General features: G+C 68.5%; 13 protein-coding genes. 6 read left to right on the forward strand and 7 right to left on the reverse strand.

Going from position 1 to position 15,438, the window contains the following annotated elements; all coding sequences use genetic code 11:
* Positions 1 to 15 precede the first annotated feature (15 nt).
* Positions 16 to 525 (forward strand): hypothetical protein, encoded by a 510-nt coding sequence (locus EV192_RS43310; protein ID WP_207926663.1) that lies wholly within the window; start codon positions 16 to 18, stop codon positions 523 to 525.
* The gene (locus tag EV192_RS43315) at positions 522 to 1,700 is read left to right on the forward strand and encodes an MAB_1171c family putative transporter (protein WP_132124541.1); all 1,179 of its coding nucleotides are present in this window, start codon (positions 522 to 524) and stop codon (positions 1,698 to 1,700) included. The genes EV192_RS43310 and EV192_RS43315 overlap by 4 nt, the downstream gene beginning before the upstream one ends.
* On the opposite strand, the gene EV192_RS43320 is transcribed toward EV192_RS43315, so the two are convergent.
* Both EV192_RS43320 and EV192_RS43325 read right to left on the reverse strand, forming a co-directional pair.
* Entirely contained in the window at positions 1,690 to 2,850 is a 1,161-nt protein-coding gene (locus EV192_RS43320; protein ID WP_132124542.1) for a metal-dependent hydrolase family protein, read from the reverse strand. The two genes, EV192_RS43315 and EV192_RS43320, sit on opposite strands and share 11 nt — an antisense overlap.
* A 111-nt stretch (positions 2,851 to 2,961) precedes the next feature.
* Positions 2,962 to 3,744: a PIG-L deacetylase family protein gene (locus EV192_RS43325; RefSeq protein ID WP_132124543.1), complete on the reverse strand. Its 783-nt coding sequence runs from the start codon at positions 3,742 to 3,744 to the stop codon at positions 2,962 to 2,964.
* Between the two features lie 11 nt (positions 3,745 to 3,755).
* Here EV192_RS43325 and EV192_RS43330 point away from each other — a divergent pair, with 11 nt between their 5' ends.
* Positions 3,756 to 4,496, forward strand: coding sequence for a class I SAM-dependent methyltransferase (locus EV192_RS43330; protein WP_132124544.1), 741 nt, complete (start codon positions 3,756 to 3,758; stop codon positions 4,494 to 4,496).
* A 1,258-nt stretch (positions 4,497 to 5,754) separates the two neighbouring features.
* On the opposite strand, the gene EV192_RS43335 is transcribed toward EV192_RS43330, so the two are convergent.
* From EV192_RS43335 to EV192_RS43355, 5 genes are all read right to left on the reverse strand, one after another.
* The gene (locus EV192_RS43335) at positions 5,755 to 6,978 is read right to left on the reverse strand and encodes an exonuclease domain-containing protein (RefSeq protein WP_132124545.1); all 1,224 of its coding nucleotides are present in this window, start codon (positions 6,976 to 6,978) and stop codon (positions 5,755 to 5,757) included.
* A gap of 127 nt (positions 6,979 to 7,105) precedes the next feature.
* On the reverse strand, positions 7,106 to 7,861 hold the full coding sequence (locus EV192_RS43340) for a succinate dehydrogenase/fumarate reductase iron-sulfur subunit (RefSeq protein WP_132124546.1): 756 nt from the start codon (positions 7,859 to 7,861) through the stop codon (positions 7,106 to 7,108).
* A gap of 1 nt (position 7,862) precedes the next feature.
* Positions 7,863 to 9,761, reverse strand: a complete 1,899-nt coding sequence (locus EV192_RS43345) for a fumarate reductase/succinate dehydrogenase flavoprotein subunit (protein ID WP_132124547.1) — start codon at positions 9,759 to 9,761, stop codon at positions 7,863 to 7,865.
* Positions 9,762 to 9,774: 13 nt separating this feature from the next.
* Positions 9,775 to 10,572, reverse strand: a complete 798-nt coding sequence (locus EV192_RS43350; RefSeq protein ID WP_132124548.1) for a hypothetical protein — start codon at positions 10,570 to 10,572, stop codon at positions 9,775 to 9,777.
* A gap of 31 nt (positions 10,573 to 10,603) precedes the next feature.
* Complete coding sequence (locus EV192_RS43355) at positions 10,604 to 10,888, reverse strand: hypothetical protein (RefSeq protein ID WP_132124549.1); 285 nt, start codon at positions 10,886 to 10,888, stop codon at positions 10,604 to 10,606.
* A gap of 300 nt (positions 10,889 to 11,188) precedes the next feature.
* On the opposite strand from EV192_RS43355, the gene EV192_RS43360 reads away from it, so the two are divergent.
* From EV192_RS43360 to eda, 3 genes are all read left to right on the forward strand, one after another.
* Positions 11,189 to 12,430 (forward strand): GGDEF domain-containing protein, encoded by a 1,242-nt coding sequence (locus tag EV192_RS43360; RefSeq protein ID WP_132124550.1) that lies wholly within the window; start codon positions 11,189 to 11,191, stop codon positions 12,428 to 12,430.
* Between the two features lie 441 nt (positions 12,431 to 12,871).
* Positions 12,872 to 14,722: a phosphogluconate dehydratase gene (gene edd, locus EV192_RS43365; RefSeq protein ID WP_132124551.1), complete on the forward strand. Its 1,851-nt coding sequence runs from the start codon at positions 12,872 to 12,874 to the stop codon at positions 14,720 to 14,722.
* Positions 14,719 to 15,348: a bifunctional 4-hydroxy-2-oxoglutarate aldolase/2-dehydro-3-deoxy-phosphogluconate aldolase gene (eda, locus tag EV192_RS43370; RefSeq protein ID WP_132124552.1), complete on the forward strand. Its 630-nt coding sequence runs from the start codon at positions 14,719 to 14,721 to the stop codon at positions 15,346 to 15,348. Before edd ends, eda begins: the two co-directional genes overlap by 4 nt.
* Positions 15,349 to 15,438 lie beyond the last annotated feature (90 nt).

Genomic DNA, 15,438 nt, shown 5'->3' on the forward strand with positions numbered 1-15,438 from the left:
TCTGAGGACTGTGGCGTGGTTCCGCGACCCGCGAGCCGGCTACGCAAGCGCTGCACGGCCATGGTCCGCCGGCTGTGCCTTCCGGATCCCTTCTCCGTTTCCGCCCTGTGCGACTCGATCGCCGCGCAACGCGGCCGAAAGCTGTACCTGCACCCGCTGGACAAGCCGGACGGCGTGGTCGACATGCCGTGCGGAATGTGGGTCGCCACCGACGTGGCCGACCACGTCTTCTTCGAACAGCAGACGAGCACTTTCCACCAGGAACACATCATTCTGCACGAACTCGGGCACATGATCTGCGGGCATACGATCGCGAGCCTCGGCGACGGATTCGACCCGGCCGCGGTCGGGTCGGACGACACCGGCGAAATCGTCCGGCAGGCGCTGACCAGGGCCAGCTACAACACCGTGCAGGAACGTGAAGCAGAACTGGTAGCCACGCTGATCCGGGAACGCGGCAGGCAGATCAACGGCCTGAGCGAGTCCGAACGCCGGCTCGGCAAGGCGCTGGGATTCGGCGAGTGAACCCCGACCTGATCAGGGTCGTCCTGCTGTGTCTGTGCTGGCCGGTCGTGCTGCTGCGGGTCGCCGCGGTCCGGGTCGCGGACCAGCGTCTCCTCTGGTTCACGTTGGTGATGCAGGGTCTTGGCCTGACCGTGCTGCAGACCCCGGTGATGCTCGGCATTCAGCGGACGACCGGGGTCCCTCGAATCGAAAGCCTGATTTCGAGCCTGCTCGCCTCGGTCGTCGCGGTGCTGCTGTTGATGGTCGCGCTGCGGATCTCGTCGTCCGACACGGTGTCCGCACGCTGGAGCCGCCGGATGGCGCTCTACTGCGGCGCCACCGCGGTCGTCATGGTGACGACGTTCACGGTGGTCACCGTGCGGCACATCCCCACCAGGGACCGGTTCCTGCCCGTCATCGGCGAGTTCAGCGCGCACACGGTCTACTGGATCGCCTACCTGACGTACATGATCGTGGTGAGCGTGTGGACGACGTCGCTGTTCTGGCGCCAGATCCGGCGCGTCGCGGCCAAGGTGCTGAAGTTCGCGCTGCTGGCCCTGGCGCTGGGCACGACCACGTTCCTGGTGTTCCTCGGCACCCGTGTGGCGTCCCTGTTCTCCGCGTCGCCACAGCTGCCGGCGTTCGGGGTCTACGTGTCGTCGATCTACTCGATCAGCGTCACGGTCGGGTGTTCGCTCGCGATCATCCTGCCGTTGAGCCAAGGCGTGGCCAGCTGGTGGCGGCGGAACCGGCTCTACCCGCTCTGGCGGGCGCTGTGCGACGCGTCGCCGCACATCGCGCTGACCCCGCCGCGGAGCCGGTGGCGGGACGCGCTGACGCTGCGCGACAACCGGCACCAGCTGCACAGGCGGCTCGTGGAGATCCGTGACGGCCTGCTGATCATGCGGGAGTGGATCACGCCAGCGACCCACGACCGGATCGTCGCGGCGCTCGCCGCCGAGCGCCTGCCGAACCGGGACGCCGCCGTGACGGCCTGCTGGGTTCGGGTCGCGCTGCGAGTCCGCGCGAACGGAGTCGAGCGGGTCGCCAAGCCGATCGACCTCGCTGGTCAGGGCGGCGTGGACACCGAGACCGAGCTGTGCTGGCTGACCGCGGTCGCCAAGTCGTGGACATCACCGGTGGTGGCCAGGTGCGCGGCCATGATCGACGTCAAGGCGCCCGAGCTCACGTCGTGACGCGCTGACCGCGTCGGAACACCGCCTGAACGTCGCTGAGGGCGGCAAGGCTGTCCACGGGGTTACCGGCCACCGCGAGGAGGTCCGCGTCGTACCCAGGCGCGATCCGGCCTTTCCGGTCCGCGACGCCACATGACCGTGCCGCGAGGCTCGTCACGGCACGCAACCCGTCGATCGTGGTCGCCTCGCTGAAGCTCACGAACTCCGGGAGAACCCGCGGCAGACAGTCGTGCGGCTTCTGGGCCACGACACCAGCGTCCGACGCGCACACCATGCGCACGCCTTCGCGACGCATCCGCGCGTATCCCCGGCGGATGGCCGCCAGCCGCGGTGTCAAGGTGGCCCCGCCGACGGTCACCCCGAGGTACGTGCCGGCCTCCCCGAGGGCGCGCACGGTCGCCCAGTCCGGCTCGGCTCCTGTGGGCGTCAAGAACGTGCCGTGCTCGATACCGTCGATCCCGGCGCGTACCGCGTCCGCGATGCCCTTGCCCCCATGTGCGTGCGCGGTGACGCGCAGCCCCGCCTCGTGCGCGGCCGCTACGACGACGCGCAACTCGTCGAAGTCGTACTGGGAGTCCCGCATGTCGCTGCCGGGCGTCACATTGCCGCCGGTCGCCATGACTTTGATCACATCCACCCCGCGACGCGCCCGTTCGGCGACCGCGGCCCGCAGATCGCCGGCCCCTTCGGCCTCGCCGCCGAGGAACCAGCAGTGGCCGCCGACGGACGTGATCGGCGGCCCGGCGACGAGCAGCTCCGGGCCGGACCGCGGATCAACGGCCGTCTCGGCCCGTACGGCGAGGCTCAGGTAGTTCCGGTCACCGAGGTCCCGGACAGTGGTGATCCCCGCCCGGAGGGCCTGCTGGGCGTGTTCCCGGGCGCGCCCCAGCAGCGTGTCGTCGTCCTCCGACGCCATCTGCTCGGCGACGTTCGCGGGCGGGTCGAACACCAGGTGGGTGTGCGCGTCGACCAGGCCGGGCAGCAGCGTCACGTCGCCAAGGTCGACCACGGGCAGGTCGGCCGACGGCAGGCCGGTGCCGAAGTCCACCGCCGTGACCGTCCCGTCCTGGACGACCACGAGACCCGGCTGGTCGAAGAAGGTCTCCCCGTCGAAGACGCGCCGGGCACGCACTGCCCAGGGCTGGGGCACGCCGCTCCTCGAAGTGGTCCGAACATAGCGGCGCCGCGCTCAACCAGCCTGGGGGTCACCGGGAGCGCGGCACCGACAAGAAGATACAACAGTTCGGCCGCGCGTGTCCGGTCATCCGTCAAACAGATCGTTGCCAGTCGTGTCCCCATCGACTCGAATAAAGGACTCGACCCCGAAAACAGCTTCATACTGGTCGAGGGAGAGCTCCCCGGCCAAGCTGCTGCCGAGTTGGCTGACGTGCTCGAACAGGGCCGCCCGCTTCCTGGCCACGACGTGCCGGATGTCGATTCGAGTGGTGATCCGGGCGTCGATCAGGTCAAGCGCACACTGTTTTTGTGACTTCGGTCGAGCCAACTGCGGCAGCGCCTGCCTCAGTCGCTGCCAGTGCGCGGCTCCGTGCGCGCTGAAGTAAAGCTTCGCCCCACTGCCCGCGACAGCCAGCGCCGTGGCTCGCGCGGCGTGCCTGTGGTCGCGGTGCTCATGGTCGGCGGTCGCGTTGTGAGTCAGGACCACATCCGGCCGATGCTGGTTCAGCAGGTCGACGATCCGAGCCGCGACCGCTTGGACGGGGACCGTCGAGAACACCTCACCGCGTGCATGCCGCTCCCAGCCAGGCATGCCCGAGTCGTGATACCCGAGCCGCTCGACAACGGACACCCCGAGCCGACGGCACGCGGCGTCCAGTTCGGCGGCACGGGTCGCGACGACCACGTCGATGTCGTGCCCATCCTGACCAGGCTTGATGCCGTTCGGGCCGTCGCCGAACTCGCCGTTGGTGCACGTGACGACGATGACGCGCACACCTTGGTCCGCGTAGTGCGCGAACACGCCACCAGCGCACGTGGACTCGTCGTCCGGGTGGGCGTAAACACCCATCAATGTCCTGGCCGCCATAATGTCCGATCATGGCGGAGTCCGACGAACAGTACGACGCGCTCGGCAAGGAATACGAACGCGTCAAATACATCCCCACAGGCCTGTGCGAGCGCGCCACGTTCCTGTCCGCCCTGCCTGACCTCACCGGCAAGTCGGTCCTGGACGTCGCCTGCGGCACGGGGTTCTACCCACGGCAGTTCGTGTCGCTCGGTGCCGAGCGCGTGGTCGGCGTGGACTCCTCGCAGGAAATGGTGTCGTACGCCCAGTACGTCGAGAAACGCGACCAGCAGGGCATCGTCTACGCGCAGTACGACGCCGTCACGTTGCCTCTGTTGGGCAGCTTCGACGTGGTGACCGCGGTGTGGCTGCTGGGCTACGCGGAAGGCGAGGCCGCGCTCGACGCCATGGTCGGCAACCTGGTCGCCAACGTCGCCCCGGGTGGGACGCTCGCGGTGCTGTTCCCCAACCCGGACGCGGACTTCGACCTCCTGGAGGACTATCAGAAGTACGGCTACTACATGAGCAGGGGCGAACCCTCGCTGGGCCGCCAAGGAGTCGTGGTGCACGTGCTGGGCGAGTCGGAGTTCTCGTTCGACTCGTTCTTCTGGCCGCCCGGCGTGGTCGACCTGGCCCTGTCGCGGGCCGGCCTGACGAACGTCACCAGACACCCGACCGTCGTGCCCGAGGACGCCGTGGCCTCGTACGGCGAGGAGTTCTGGGCCCAACTGCGGGTGAGCCCGAGTTTCGCGGTGCTGACCGCGACCCGGTAGCCGAAGTTTGGAGCTTCTGCTCTAAGCCGCGGCCGGGATCAGCCCAGGAAACCTGCATTACCACGACAAGGACAAGCGGGCGATCATCCGCGCGCTGTTCGCCAGGTACGCCCAGGAGTTCGACGGCCGTTGGCGTCTCATTGATCGCCGACACGACGCGGAACATCGGTGCGATGGACCCGTTGCGCAGGGAGATGCACATCTCCGTCGGCTGCGCTCTGGAGAACCTGACCCTGGCCGCCCAGCACCGCGGCCTGAACCTCGAGTGGAACCGGCCCTCGACGGCGCGGTCGTCCATCTGGGCCACGGCGAACCCCGGACCACGGACGACTTCTCCTGGTACCGCGGCGACTGGAGCACCCTCCAGTCCAAGAAGGACGGAATCACAGTGGACAGTTCGGGCCAGCCCCCAGTGATTCGTTCGGTGGCGAAAATCCTGCCGGCATCCCACAACCTGACCAACGACACTTGGCACCAAGCCACCAAAGACATCCAGTTGCCCACAGCGGCGGCGATGGGAACTCTGGCGGTGCGAGACCCGTTGGATCCATTGCAACGCATCCAGGCAGGCCGGGTCTGGCAGCGGATGCACCTGTGGGCGACCACGCGGGGCGTCGCCATGCAGCCGCTCGACCAAACAGAAGAACGAATGGACCGGGAGCGCTCCGCTGGGCTGCCCCGGTGTTCACCATGCTGCCCGAGAACTCCCGGAAGGTGGTCTGTCACGCACATTCCGACCGGCCCGACAAAGCACCGACCCGCAGGCCGTCCGGGCCTCCGGGCCTCCGGGCCTCCAGCTTCCCGGGCCTCCAGCGCTCTCGGCACGGGCCGCTTCACGCCGTGGGCACCCTCGGCCTCCGAGGCACGAGCATTGCAGGCCGCGGGCGCTGAGGGGCCTGCAGACCACTCCGCGCCGCAGGTCGCATCCAGCCACGGGCACTCCAAAGCCGCCGCCTCCAGGCCGCAGGGCACTGGGCACTGGCCCCCACCGCCAGGGCGTCAGCGGTTCCTGTGTCCGCCCGGCGACGTGAGCAAGCTCGCCGCCGCCATCGCCGCACTCGCGGCGGACCCATCCCTGCGCCCAGGCGCGCTCCGGGCACTTCTGGCCCCGCAGGCCACTCCCAGCCACAGGCGGCCTCAAGCCACAGGCCGCTCCGGCCCTCCGAGCCGAGTACCTCCCCCGCCGCGGGTGCCCCAGGCTGCGGGCCCGCCACGTCCACCGGCGGTCGCGTTCGTCCGGCAACGAAACACCCTGCCGTCACATCGCACTGAGTACCCTCAGGAACGCATCCTCGCCGACGACGGGCACGCCCAGCGTGCGAGCGTCCTTCGCCTTGCCGGACAACGAGTCCGGGTCCGCCGCGACCACCACGGTCGTCCTCCTGCTGACCGCGGAAGTCACCCGCAGGCCCGCCGCCGCGGCCTGTTGTTGGATGTCCTCACGGTCGCGATGCATCGTGCCTGTCAGCACGATCTTGTCGCCGGGCCGAAGCACCAAGCCGCCGACCGTGACGCGGGCGGGTGACCGCGCGGCCCGCGCCTCGTCGATGGTGTGTCGGGCGGTGTCGGCCTCGATGCCCAGGAGGGCGGCCACGGCGTCGATGTCGGCACGTTCTTCCGCGGTCACAACGTCATCCACCCACGCGGCCCGCGCCAGCTCGCGCAGATAGGTGTGGTGCACGCCGATCGCGTCGGTTCGGCCGAGACCGAACTGCTCAGCCACCTTGATCAGACTGTCGGCTTCGGTGACCGAGATCTGCCGGTCGAGCAGGACCTGGTCCAGAACCGCGAAGTAGGCGTCCACGACAGGTTCTTCGTCGCGGGGCAGGCGTTCCACCATGCGTGCCAGGAAATGCGGCTCCACGTGATCAGCCGGCAGACGGCGCACGGGCGGCACCGCCGCACGGACCATCTGAGGCCACGCCCAACCGGCCGCTTTCTTGTGTTCCGCGGTGATCCGGACCGCGGCTGGACTGAACGCCAACATGTGGCTCAGCAGAGCCGCGGCCGCCATCGCGTCGTCACGCGCCGTGTGCCAAGCCAATCCGGTGAGGCCGATCGCCGTGCAACAGTCCACAAGCGACCGGCTGGCGCTGGGGATGACTCTGCTGGCGGCGCGCATCGTGCACAGGCCCGCATCGGCCCACAGCGGCGTCTCCATGCCCATGCGCTCGAACTCGGCGCGCAGGTGCATGGCGTCGAACGACCAGTTGTGAGCGACCACGACCCGGCCACGCAGGCGTTCGACCACGTCCCCCGCGATCTGGGCGAACGAGGGTGCCCGACGGATCTCGGCGGCGCGGATGCCATGAATGGCCTGCGGTCCGAGATCGCGGTCCGGGTTGACCAGCGTTGTCCACTCGTCCGTCACCCGCCCGGCGGAATCGAGCTGGATGATCGCGATCTCCACGATCCGATGCCGGTAGGCGGTGAGCAGGCCGGTCGTCTCGGTGTCGACGACGGCGTATCCGATCTTCGTCAACGGTCTCTCCCTTGCCCGTTCGCGATGGGCATTTCGCGAACCGGGCCGGCGCGTTACCGCGCGTCTGGAGAGTCCCTCGATCGGCGGAACGCGGGGGACCGACCTGTGTCGATCCCCCGCACCGCGGTCATGCCTTGTTGCGCTTGAACAACTTGTTGCCCAGCCACACGACCGGGTCGTACTTCCGGTCGGCGACCCGCTCCTTCATCGGGATGAGCGCGTTGTCCGTGATCTTGATGTGCTCCGGGCACACTTCCGTGCAGCACTTCGTGATGTTGCAGTAGCCCAGGCCGTGCTCCTCCTGTGCCACGTCACGCCGGTCGGCCGTGTCGAGCGGGTGCATCTCCAGCTCGGCCACCCGCATGAGGAACCGTGGGCCGGCGAAGGCCTCCTTGTTCTCCTCGTGGTCGCGGATCACGTGACACGTGTTCTGGCACAGGAAGCACTCGATGCACTTGCGGAACTCCTGCGACCGTTCCACGTCCACCTGCTGCATCCGGTACTCGCCCGGCTTCAGCCCTTCCGGCGGGGTGAACGACTGGACCTCACGCGCCTTGGTGTAGTTGAACGACACGTCCGTCACCAGGTCCCGGATCACCGGGAAGGTCCGCATCGGCGTCACCGTGATGACCTCGTCCTCGGTGAACGTGGACATCCGGGTCATGCAGAGCAGGCGGGGCCGGCCGTTGATCTCCGCCGAGCAGGACCCGCACTTGCCCGCCTTGCAGTTCCACCGAACCGCCAGGTCCGGCGCCTGGGTGGCCTGCAGGCGGTGGATGATGTCGAGGACGACCTCGCCCTCGTTCACCTCGATGGTGTAGTCCCGCAGCTCACCGGACTCGTCGTCCCCGCGCCACACCCGGAACTGTGCTTTGTACGCCATCTCAGGCTTTCCTTCCCGGGTGCGCGGCGAGCTCGTCGTCGGTGTAGTACTTCTCCAGCTCACCGATCTCGAAGAGCTCGAACAAGTCCTCGCGCATCGCGATCTGCGGCTGTTCGTCGACGGACACTTCGTTGCCGTCAGTCGAACACACCAGCAGCCGGTTGCGCCAGTTCGCGGCCATGCCCGGATGGTCGTCGCGGGTGTGCCCGCCGCGGCTCTCCTCGCGCAGCAGCGCGGCCCTGGCCACGCACTCGCTGACCAGGATCATGTTGTACAGGTCGATCGCCAGGTGCCAGCCCGGGTTGAACTGCCGGTGGCCCTCGACCGCGACGCTCGGGATCCGGCCCTTGATCTCCTCGATCTTCGCCAGCGCCTGACGGATCTCGCCGGCCTTCCGGATGATGCCGACCAGATCGTTCATCGACTGCTGCAGCTCGGAGTGCAGGGTGTACGGGTTCTCCTCGACTCCCCCGCCCCGCGGGTCGAACGGCCGTACCGCCCGCTCCGCCGCGGCGTCCACATCGGACTGCGCCGCCGCCGGCCGCTTGTCGAGACCGTCGACGTACTTCGCCGCGCCCAGGCCGGCGCGCCGGCCGAACACCAGCAGGTCGGACAGTGAGTTGCCGCCTAGCCGGTTCGAGCCGTGCATGCCGCCGGCGACCTCACCGGCCGCGAACAGGCCGGGCACCCGCGCCGCCGCGGTGTCCGGCTCGACCTCCACGCCACCCATCACGTAGTGGCAGGTGGGGCCGACCTCCATCGGCTCAGCCGTGATGTCCACATCGGCCAGTTCCTTGAACTGGTGGTGCATGGACGGCAGCCGGCGGCGGATCTCCTCGGCCGGCAGCCGGCTGGAGACGTCCAGGAACACACCGCCGTGCGGGGATCCACGGCCCGCCTTGACCTCCGAGTTGATCGCGCGGGCGACCTCGTCGCGGGGCAGCAGGTCCGGGGTGCGGCGGTTGCCGTCCGGGTCGGTGTACCAGCGGTCGGCCTCGTCCTCGTTGTCGGCGTACTTGTCCTTGAACACCTCGGGGATGTACTCGAACATGAAGCGCTTGCCGTCGGAGTTGCGCAGCACGCCGCCGTCGCCGCGGACGCCTTCGGTGACCAGGATCCCCTTGACGCTCGGCGGCCAGACCATGCCGGTCGGGTGGAACTGGATGAACTCCATGTTGATCAGCGTCGCCCCGGCGCGCAGCGCGAGCGCGTGACCGTCCCCTGTGTACTCCCAGGAGTTCGACGTGACCTTGAACGACTTGCCGATGCCGCCGGTCGCCAGCACCACGGCGGGTGCGTCGAACTGGATGAACCGGCCGGACTCCCGCCAGTAGCCGAACGCGCCGGCGATCCGGTCGCCGTCCTTGAGCAGCTCGGTGACCGTGCACTCGGCGAACACCTTGATCTTCGCCTCGAAGTCGCCGGTCTCGGCCTTGTCCTCCTGCTGCAGCGACACGATCTTCTGCTGCAGCGTGCGGATCAGCTCGAGGCCGGTCCGGTCACCGACGTGCGCCAGCCGCGGGTACTCGTGGCCGCCGAAGTTGCGCTGGCTGATCCGGCCGTCCTTGGTGCGGTCGAAGAGCGCGCCGTAGGTCTCCAGCTCCCAGACCCGGTCCGGGGCCTCCTTGGCGTGCAGCTCGGCCATCCGCCAGTTGTTCAGGAACTTCCCGCCGCGCATGGTGTCGCGGAAGTGCACCTGCCAGTTGTCGTTGCTGTTCACGTTGCCCATCGAGGCGGCGATGCCGCCCTCGGCCATCACGGTGTGGGCCTTGCCGAACAGGGACTTGCAGACCACGGCGGTGCGCAGACCGTGCTGCCGGGCCTCGATGGCGGCTCGCAGGCCGGCGCCGCCGGCCCCGATCACGACGACGTCGTACGTGTGCCGCTCGACCTGGGTCATGAATTCCTCTTTCTCACACGAAGCGCAGGTCGGAAATTGCCCCGCTGGCGACAAGCATCACGTACAGGTCGGTCAGCACCAAAGTGCCGAGCGTGGTCCACGCCAGCTGCTGGTGGCGGACGTTCAGCTTGGACACGAACGTCCACGCCCGGTACCGGACCGGGTGGGCGGAGAAGTGCTTGAGCCGGCCACCGGCGATGTGCCGGCACGAGTGGCAGGACAGCGTGTACGCCCACAGCAGGATCACGTTGCCGAGCAGGATCACGTTGCCCAGGCCGAAGCCGAAGCCGCCGGACGGCGCGTGGAACGCGAGGATGGCGTCGATCGTGTTGACCACCGAGACGAGGGCCGCCACGTAGAAGAAGTAGCGGTGGACGTTCTGCAGGATCAGCGGGAACTTCGTCTCACCCGAGTACTTGCCGTGCGGCTCGGCGACCGCGCAGGCCGTCGGCGACTGCCAGATCGACCGGTAGTACGCCTTGCGGTAGTAGTAACAGGTGAGCCGGAACCCCAGCAGGAACGGCAGGGCCAGGAACCCCATCGGGATCCAGCCCGGCAGTTCGCCGAACCACGCGCCGAAATGCGTCGAGCCCGGTGCGCAGGACGTGCTGACGCACGGGGAGAAGAACGGCGACAGGTAGTGGTAGTCGTTCACCCAGTACGACACACCCGAGAACGCCCGGATGGTGGCGTACCCGACGAACGTCGCGAGGCCGAGCGTGGTGAGCAGCGGCTGCATCCACCACCGGTCGGTGCGCAGCGTGCGCTCCGGGATCCGGGCCCGGCCAGGCGCGCTGATTCCTGCGGTCATCTGTCCTCAGTTCGGTATTTGACTTCGTTGTCTAGTCGTCGTGCCTGACGTACTCGTCGTCGGCGCCACGCCACATCTCACGGTCATAAGGTGTGTCCGGCACGACAACTACCTCATGCTCCGACACGGCCGGCTGCCGGGGCGCGGGTGCCTCCGGCTCCCCTCGGAAGTCCGAAATGTCGATGTCCATCCGCTCCACGTCGTTCACCAGGCGGCGCACCGCGGGGATGTCGCCATACCGGGCGCGCAGGTCACCGACACACTGTTTGACCTGCCCGATCGCGCGCTGTAGCGCCGCTACCTCAGTCGTGGACATACCCGGCTCCTTCACCGTCGCAAGCCTGTGGTGGTGACGCCGCTCCATCGCTGGTGAACGGGCGTCTTGCCGCCGACTGTGCCCCGCCGGTGACCTTGTGACAAGTACCACACGACATGATCGGCGCTGTGACTGGGCCAACACCGCAGCACCCCGCGGTGAATCGATTTCTGTGGCGGATCTCTCACCTAGGAGTCCGATTCGTCTGTTCGAGTGAAGGTGACTGTTCGTAACCAGGCAGGAACGTCGACGCGCGTAGCGTGGGGCTGTGGGTCGGGGGGCCCAGGGGGTGGCGGGGGAATGCCGGAGAACAGCCAACAGCGGGCAAAACGTTTGCGGGACGTCAGGCCGGTCGGCGCCGCGTACTTCGGGTGCGCGCTGGCGGCCGCGGTGGCCGCTGTCTGGACGTCCATCAGCCCGGTAAGCGGATACCAACTAGGGCAAACGATCCTCCTGACAGCTGTCGCGATGCTGCACGCGGAAGCGGCGCGGAACGTCGAACGGATCCGTCGCCGTCAGAAAGCTGTCGCGCACGTCGACCTGAACTCGACCTGGACGTTCGCGGCGGCCCTGGTGCTGCCGCTGCCACTCGCCGCGGCGATGATCGTGGTCATCTACCTGCACGTGTGGCTGCGCGTCCAACGCACCCCGACCTTTCAGCGCGTGTTCAACGTCGCCATGTACATCCTCGCCACAGCCGCCGCCCAGGCAGTCTTCGGACTCGCCGGACCCGGCGCGCTCGCCACGATCCCCGGAGCGGTCACCGCTCTGGTCGCCGCGGCGGCGTACTCCGCAGTCAACGTCGGCCTGCTGACCGCGTGGCTCGCCACCGCACGCCTCGCCGACCGTCCATTCAAGACAGGCCTGGGCACACCCGCAGACAACGCCCTGGAAGCCGTCACCCTGTGCCTGGCGGTGTTCGTGGCGATGGCCATGCACTACAACGCGCTGCTGGTGCTCATCGGCCTGCCGCTGATCCTGGTGCTGCACCGCAACGAACTGATCCACCAACTGGAAGAGCTCGCCCGCAGGGACACCAAGACCGGCCTGCTGAACGCGACCGCGTGGACCGACCTGGCCAGGGAACGGCTCGCCGCCGCGACCCGGCGCGGCGAGGTCGTCGGCGTCCTGCTGATGGATCTGGACCTGTTCAAGAAGGTCAACGACACCTACGGCCACCTCGCCGGTGACGAGGTGCTCCGGGACGCCGCCGAGTCGTTCCAGCACGGAGTGCGGTCAATGGACGCGGTGGGCCGCTTCGGCGGCGAGGAGTTCGTGGTGCTGCTGCCCGAAACCACGATCGGCCAGATGATGCTGATCGCCGAACGGATCCGCCGAGGCATCGAGCAACTGGTGGTGCGCCCGAGAATCGGCGACGACCAGCAGACCATCGACGGGCTGTCGGTATCGATCGGCGCAGCCGCCTTCCCCACCCAGGGACAGGATCTCGACCAACTCCTCGACGCCGCGGACAAAGCGCTCTACCAAGCGAAGAGAAACGGGCGTAACCGAACTCGACTCGCCCCACGCCTGGTGCCGTAGCGAAAGACCGCCAACTCCACGGCCCGGGTCTCGGCGGCCAGAGCGTCCGGGTTTCCGATGCCTCGCAGGTGCACACCAGCCCTCGACCGTGCCCAGCATCGGCTTGGTGTCGGCGGACCGTGAGCCGAAATCCGTCATCACCCGCGGTCCTGGACATTGTCGCCGGCGGCCTCGGTGCCTTCCCCAGACCCAGAACCGCTGGGTTGCGCACTGCTGGTCGACCCACGCGGGCTCAGCCAACCCTTCCGCGTCGCCAGTCGGATCTGAATCGATACCGCTGCCGTCGTTCAGTGTCAAGCCAGCAGTCTCGCAATGACCCCAGTTCCGCCCCCACCACCCCTGAATCGATTTTGAAAACACCCACCATGGTGGGTACGTTGAGCCTGGTCACCACCGTGTGCGACGACAGCGTTGCCGTCATCACCACATCGGGAGGCAACAGTGCACACGAAGCTCCACCGCGTCATCGCCGACGTGACTCAACGTATTGCCGATCGCAGCGCTGACAGCCGGCAGGCGTATCTGGATCGGGTGCGTGGCATGGCGACCGAGGGTCCAGCGCGAGCCGGGATGGCGTGCAGCAACCTCGCGCACGGCTTCGCGGCATGCGACGGGCCGGACAGGCTCGCGGTGCGCGCCCTCGTCAAACCCGGCGTCGCGATCATCTCCTCGTACAACGACCTGCTGTCCGCGCATCAGCCGCTCGACGAGTATCCGAAGTGGCTCAAGGAGTCCGTGCGCGAAGCTGGCGGGGTCGCGCAGTTCGCGGGCGGCGTGCCTGCCATGTGCGACGGCATCACGCAGGGTCGTGCGGGCATGGAGTTGTCGCTGTTCAGCCGTGAGGTCATCGCGATGTCCACGGCCATCGCACTGACGCACGAGATGTTCGACGGCGCGTTGCTGCTGGGCGTGTGCGACAAGATCGTGCCCGGCCTGCTGATGGGCGCTCTCGCGTTCGGGCACCTGCCGGCGATCCTGGTTCCCGCCGGGCCGATGACCTCGGGACTGCCGAACAAGGAGAAAGCCCGGATCCGGCAGCTGTTCGCCGAGGGCCTGGCGAGCCGGGAGGAGCTCCTCGCGGCCGAGTCCGCGTCGTACCACGGGCCCGGGACATGCACGTTCTACGGCACCGCGAACTCCAACCAGCTGGTCGTCGAAGTCATGGGCCTGCACCTGCCAGGCACCAGCTTCGTCCACCCGCACACCCCGCTGCGGCGCGCGCTGACCGAGGAGGCCGGCAGGCAGGTCGTCCGACTCACCCGCACCCGGGGCCAGTACACCCCGATCTCGGACGTGGTCGACGAGAAGTCGATCGTCAACGGCGTGGTCGCGCTGCTGGCCACCGGCGGGTCGACGAACCACACGATGCACCTGCCCGCCATCGCCGCGGCCGCGGGCATCCAGCTGACCTGGGACGACTTCGCCGACATCTCGGCCGTGGTGCCGCTCCTGGCCCGCGTGTACCCGAACGGCTCGGCGGACATCAACCACTTCCACGCCGCCGGTGGGGTCCAGTTCCTCGTGGGCGAACTGCTCGACGCCGGGCTGCTGCACCGGGACGTGCGCACGGTCGCGGGCGGCGGGCTGGACCTCTACCGGCAGGAACCTGTGCTCGAGGACGGGAAGATCGTCTGGCGGGACGGGCCGGTGACCAGCCTGGACACGGACGTCCTGCGGGGGATGGCCGACCCGTTCGAGCCGGACGGCGGCCTTCGGATGCTGACCGGAAACCTCGGCCGGGCCGTGATCAAGGTGTGCGCGGTGCAGCACGAGAACTGGGTCGTCGAGGCCCCGGCCCGGGTGTTCGCCAGCCAGGATGCGCTCACCGCCGCGTTCCAGGCCGGCGAACTGAACCACGACGTCGTCGTAGTGGTCCGCAACCAGGGGCCACGCGCGAACGGCATGCCGGAACTGCACGGCCTGACACCGGCCTTGGGCTCGTTGATGGACCACGGCCACAAGGTCGCCCTGGTCACCGACGGCCGGATGTCCGGCGCGTCCGGCAAGGTGCCCGCCGCCATCCAGGTCACACCTGAGTCGGTCACCGGCGGGCCGATCGCGCGGCTGCGGGACGGTGACGTCATCCGGCTGGACGCCGAACGCGGCACCCTGGACGTGCACGTGGACCCCGAGGAATTCGCCAGCCGGTCCGTGGTGGACGAATACGTGCCCACAGCTTGGCAGGGCATGGGCCGCGAACTGTTCACCGCGTTGCGCAACGCGGTCGGCCCGGCTGAGCAAGGCGCTAGCGTGTTCGGCGTACAGCCGACCCGCAGTTGGGAGATGGCGTGACCACCGGTTCGGACCTGCTCGACCTGTCCCCGGTCATCCCGGTCGTCGTGATCGAGGACGTGGCGGACGCCGCCCCGCTGGCCGAGGCTCTCCTGGCCGGCGGCATCCGGGTGATCGAGGTGACCCTCCGTACGCCCGCCGCCCTGGACGCCATCGCCGCCATCCACGCCTCGGTGCCGGACATCGTCCTGGGCGCGGGCACCGTCACGTCCCCCGAACAGGCCGAACAAGCCGTGTCAGCGGGCTCGTCGTTCCTGGTGACACCTGGGACGACCCCAGACGTGCTGGACGCGTGTTTCGCCACCGGCCTGCCGTTCCTGCCCGGCGCGGGCACAGTGTCCGAGGCGATGCGGCTGGCTGAACGCGGCCTGACCGCGTTGAAGTTCTTCCCCGCGGAGGCCGCGGGCGGCGTCGACTACCTCAAGTCCGTCGCCGGCCCGTTGCCCGGCCTGCGGTTCTGTCCCACCGGCGGGATCAGCCTCGCCACCGCGCCCCGATACCTGGCGTTGCCGAACGTGGGCTGCGTCGGCGGCTCCTGGCTGACGCCGAAGAACGCGGTGGCGGCCAAGGACTTCGGCCGGATCGAAGCCCTCGCCAAGGAAGCCTCGACGCTAACCCGCGACTAGTGGTCACGACCGTTAGTTCGTCGGGGGTTTCAGCCACGCGGTGGTGTCGTTGAGGTAGAGCCCGCAGGCGCAGTCGAGTGCCTCCTGCGG

It is taken from the genome of Actinocrispum wychmicini, assembly GCF_004345645.1.
GTDB classification, from domain to species: Bacteria; Actinomycetota; Actinomycetes; order Mycobacteriales; family Pseudonocardiaceae; genus Kibdelosporangium; species Kibdelosporangium wychmicini.

Bases quoted from the DNA above. Each gene is read 5' to 3' on its own strand.
- EV192_RS43325 (WP_132124543.1), bottom strand. From the start codon at position 3,744: ATGGCGGCCAGGACATTGATGGGTGTTTACGCCCACCCGGACGACGAG.
- EV192_RS43330 (WP_132124544.1), top strand. From the start codon at position 3,756: ATGGCGGAGTCCGACGAACAGTACGACGCGCTCGGCAAGGAATACGAA.
- EV192_RS43340 (WP_132124546.1), bottom strand. From the start codon at position 7,861: ATGGCGTACAAAGCACAGTTCCGGGTGTGGCGCGGGGACGACGAGTCC.
- EV192_RS43345 (WP_132124547.1), bottom strand. From the start codon at position 9,761: ATGACCCAGGTCGAGCGGCACACGTACGACGTCGTCGTGATCGGGGCC.
- EV192_RS43350 (WP_132124548.1), bottom strand. From the start codon at position 10,572: ATGACCGCAGGAATCAGCGCGCCTGGCCGGGCCCGGATCCCGGAGCGC.
- EV192_RS43355 (WP_132124549.1), bottom strand. From the start codon at position 10,888: ATGTCCACGACTGAGGTAGCGGCGCTACAGCGCGCGATCGGGCAGGTC.
- EV192_RS43360 (WP_132124550.1), top strand. From the start codon at position 11,189: ATGCCGGAGAACAGCCAACAGCGGGCAAAACGTTTGCGGGACGTCAGG.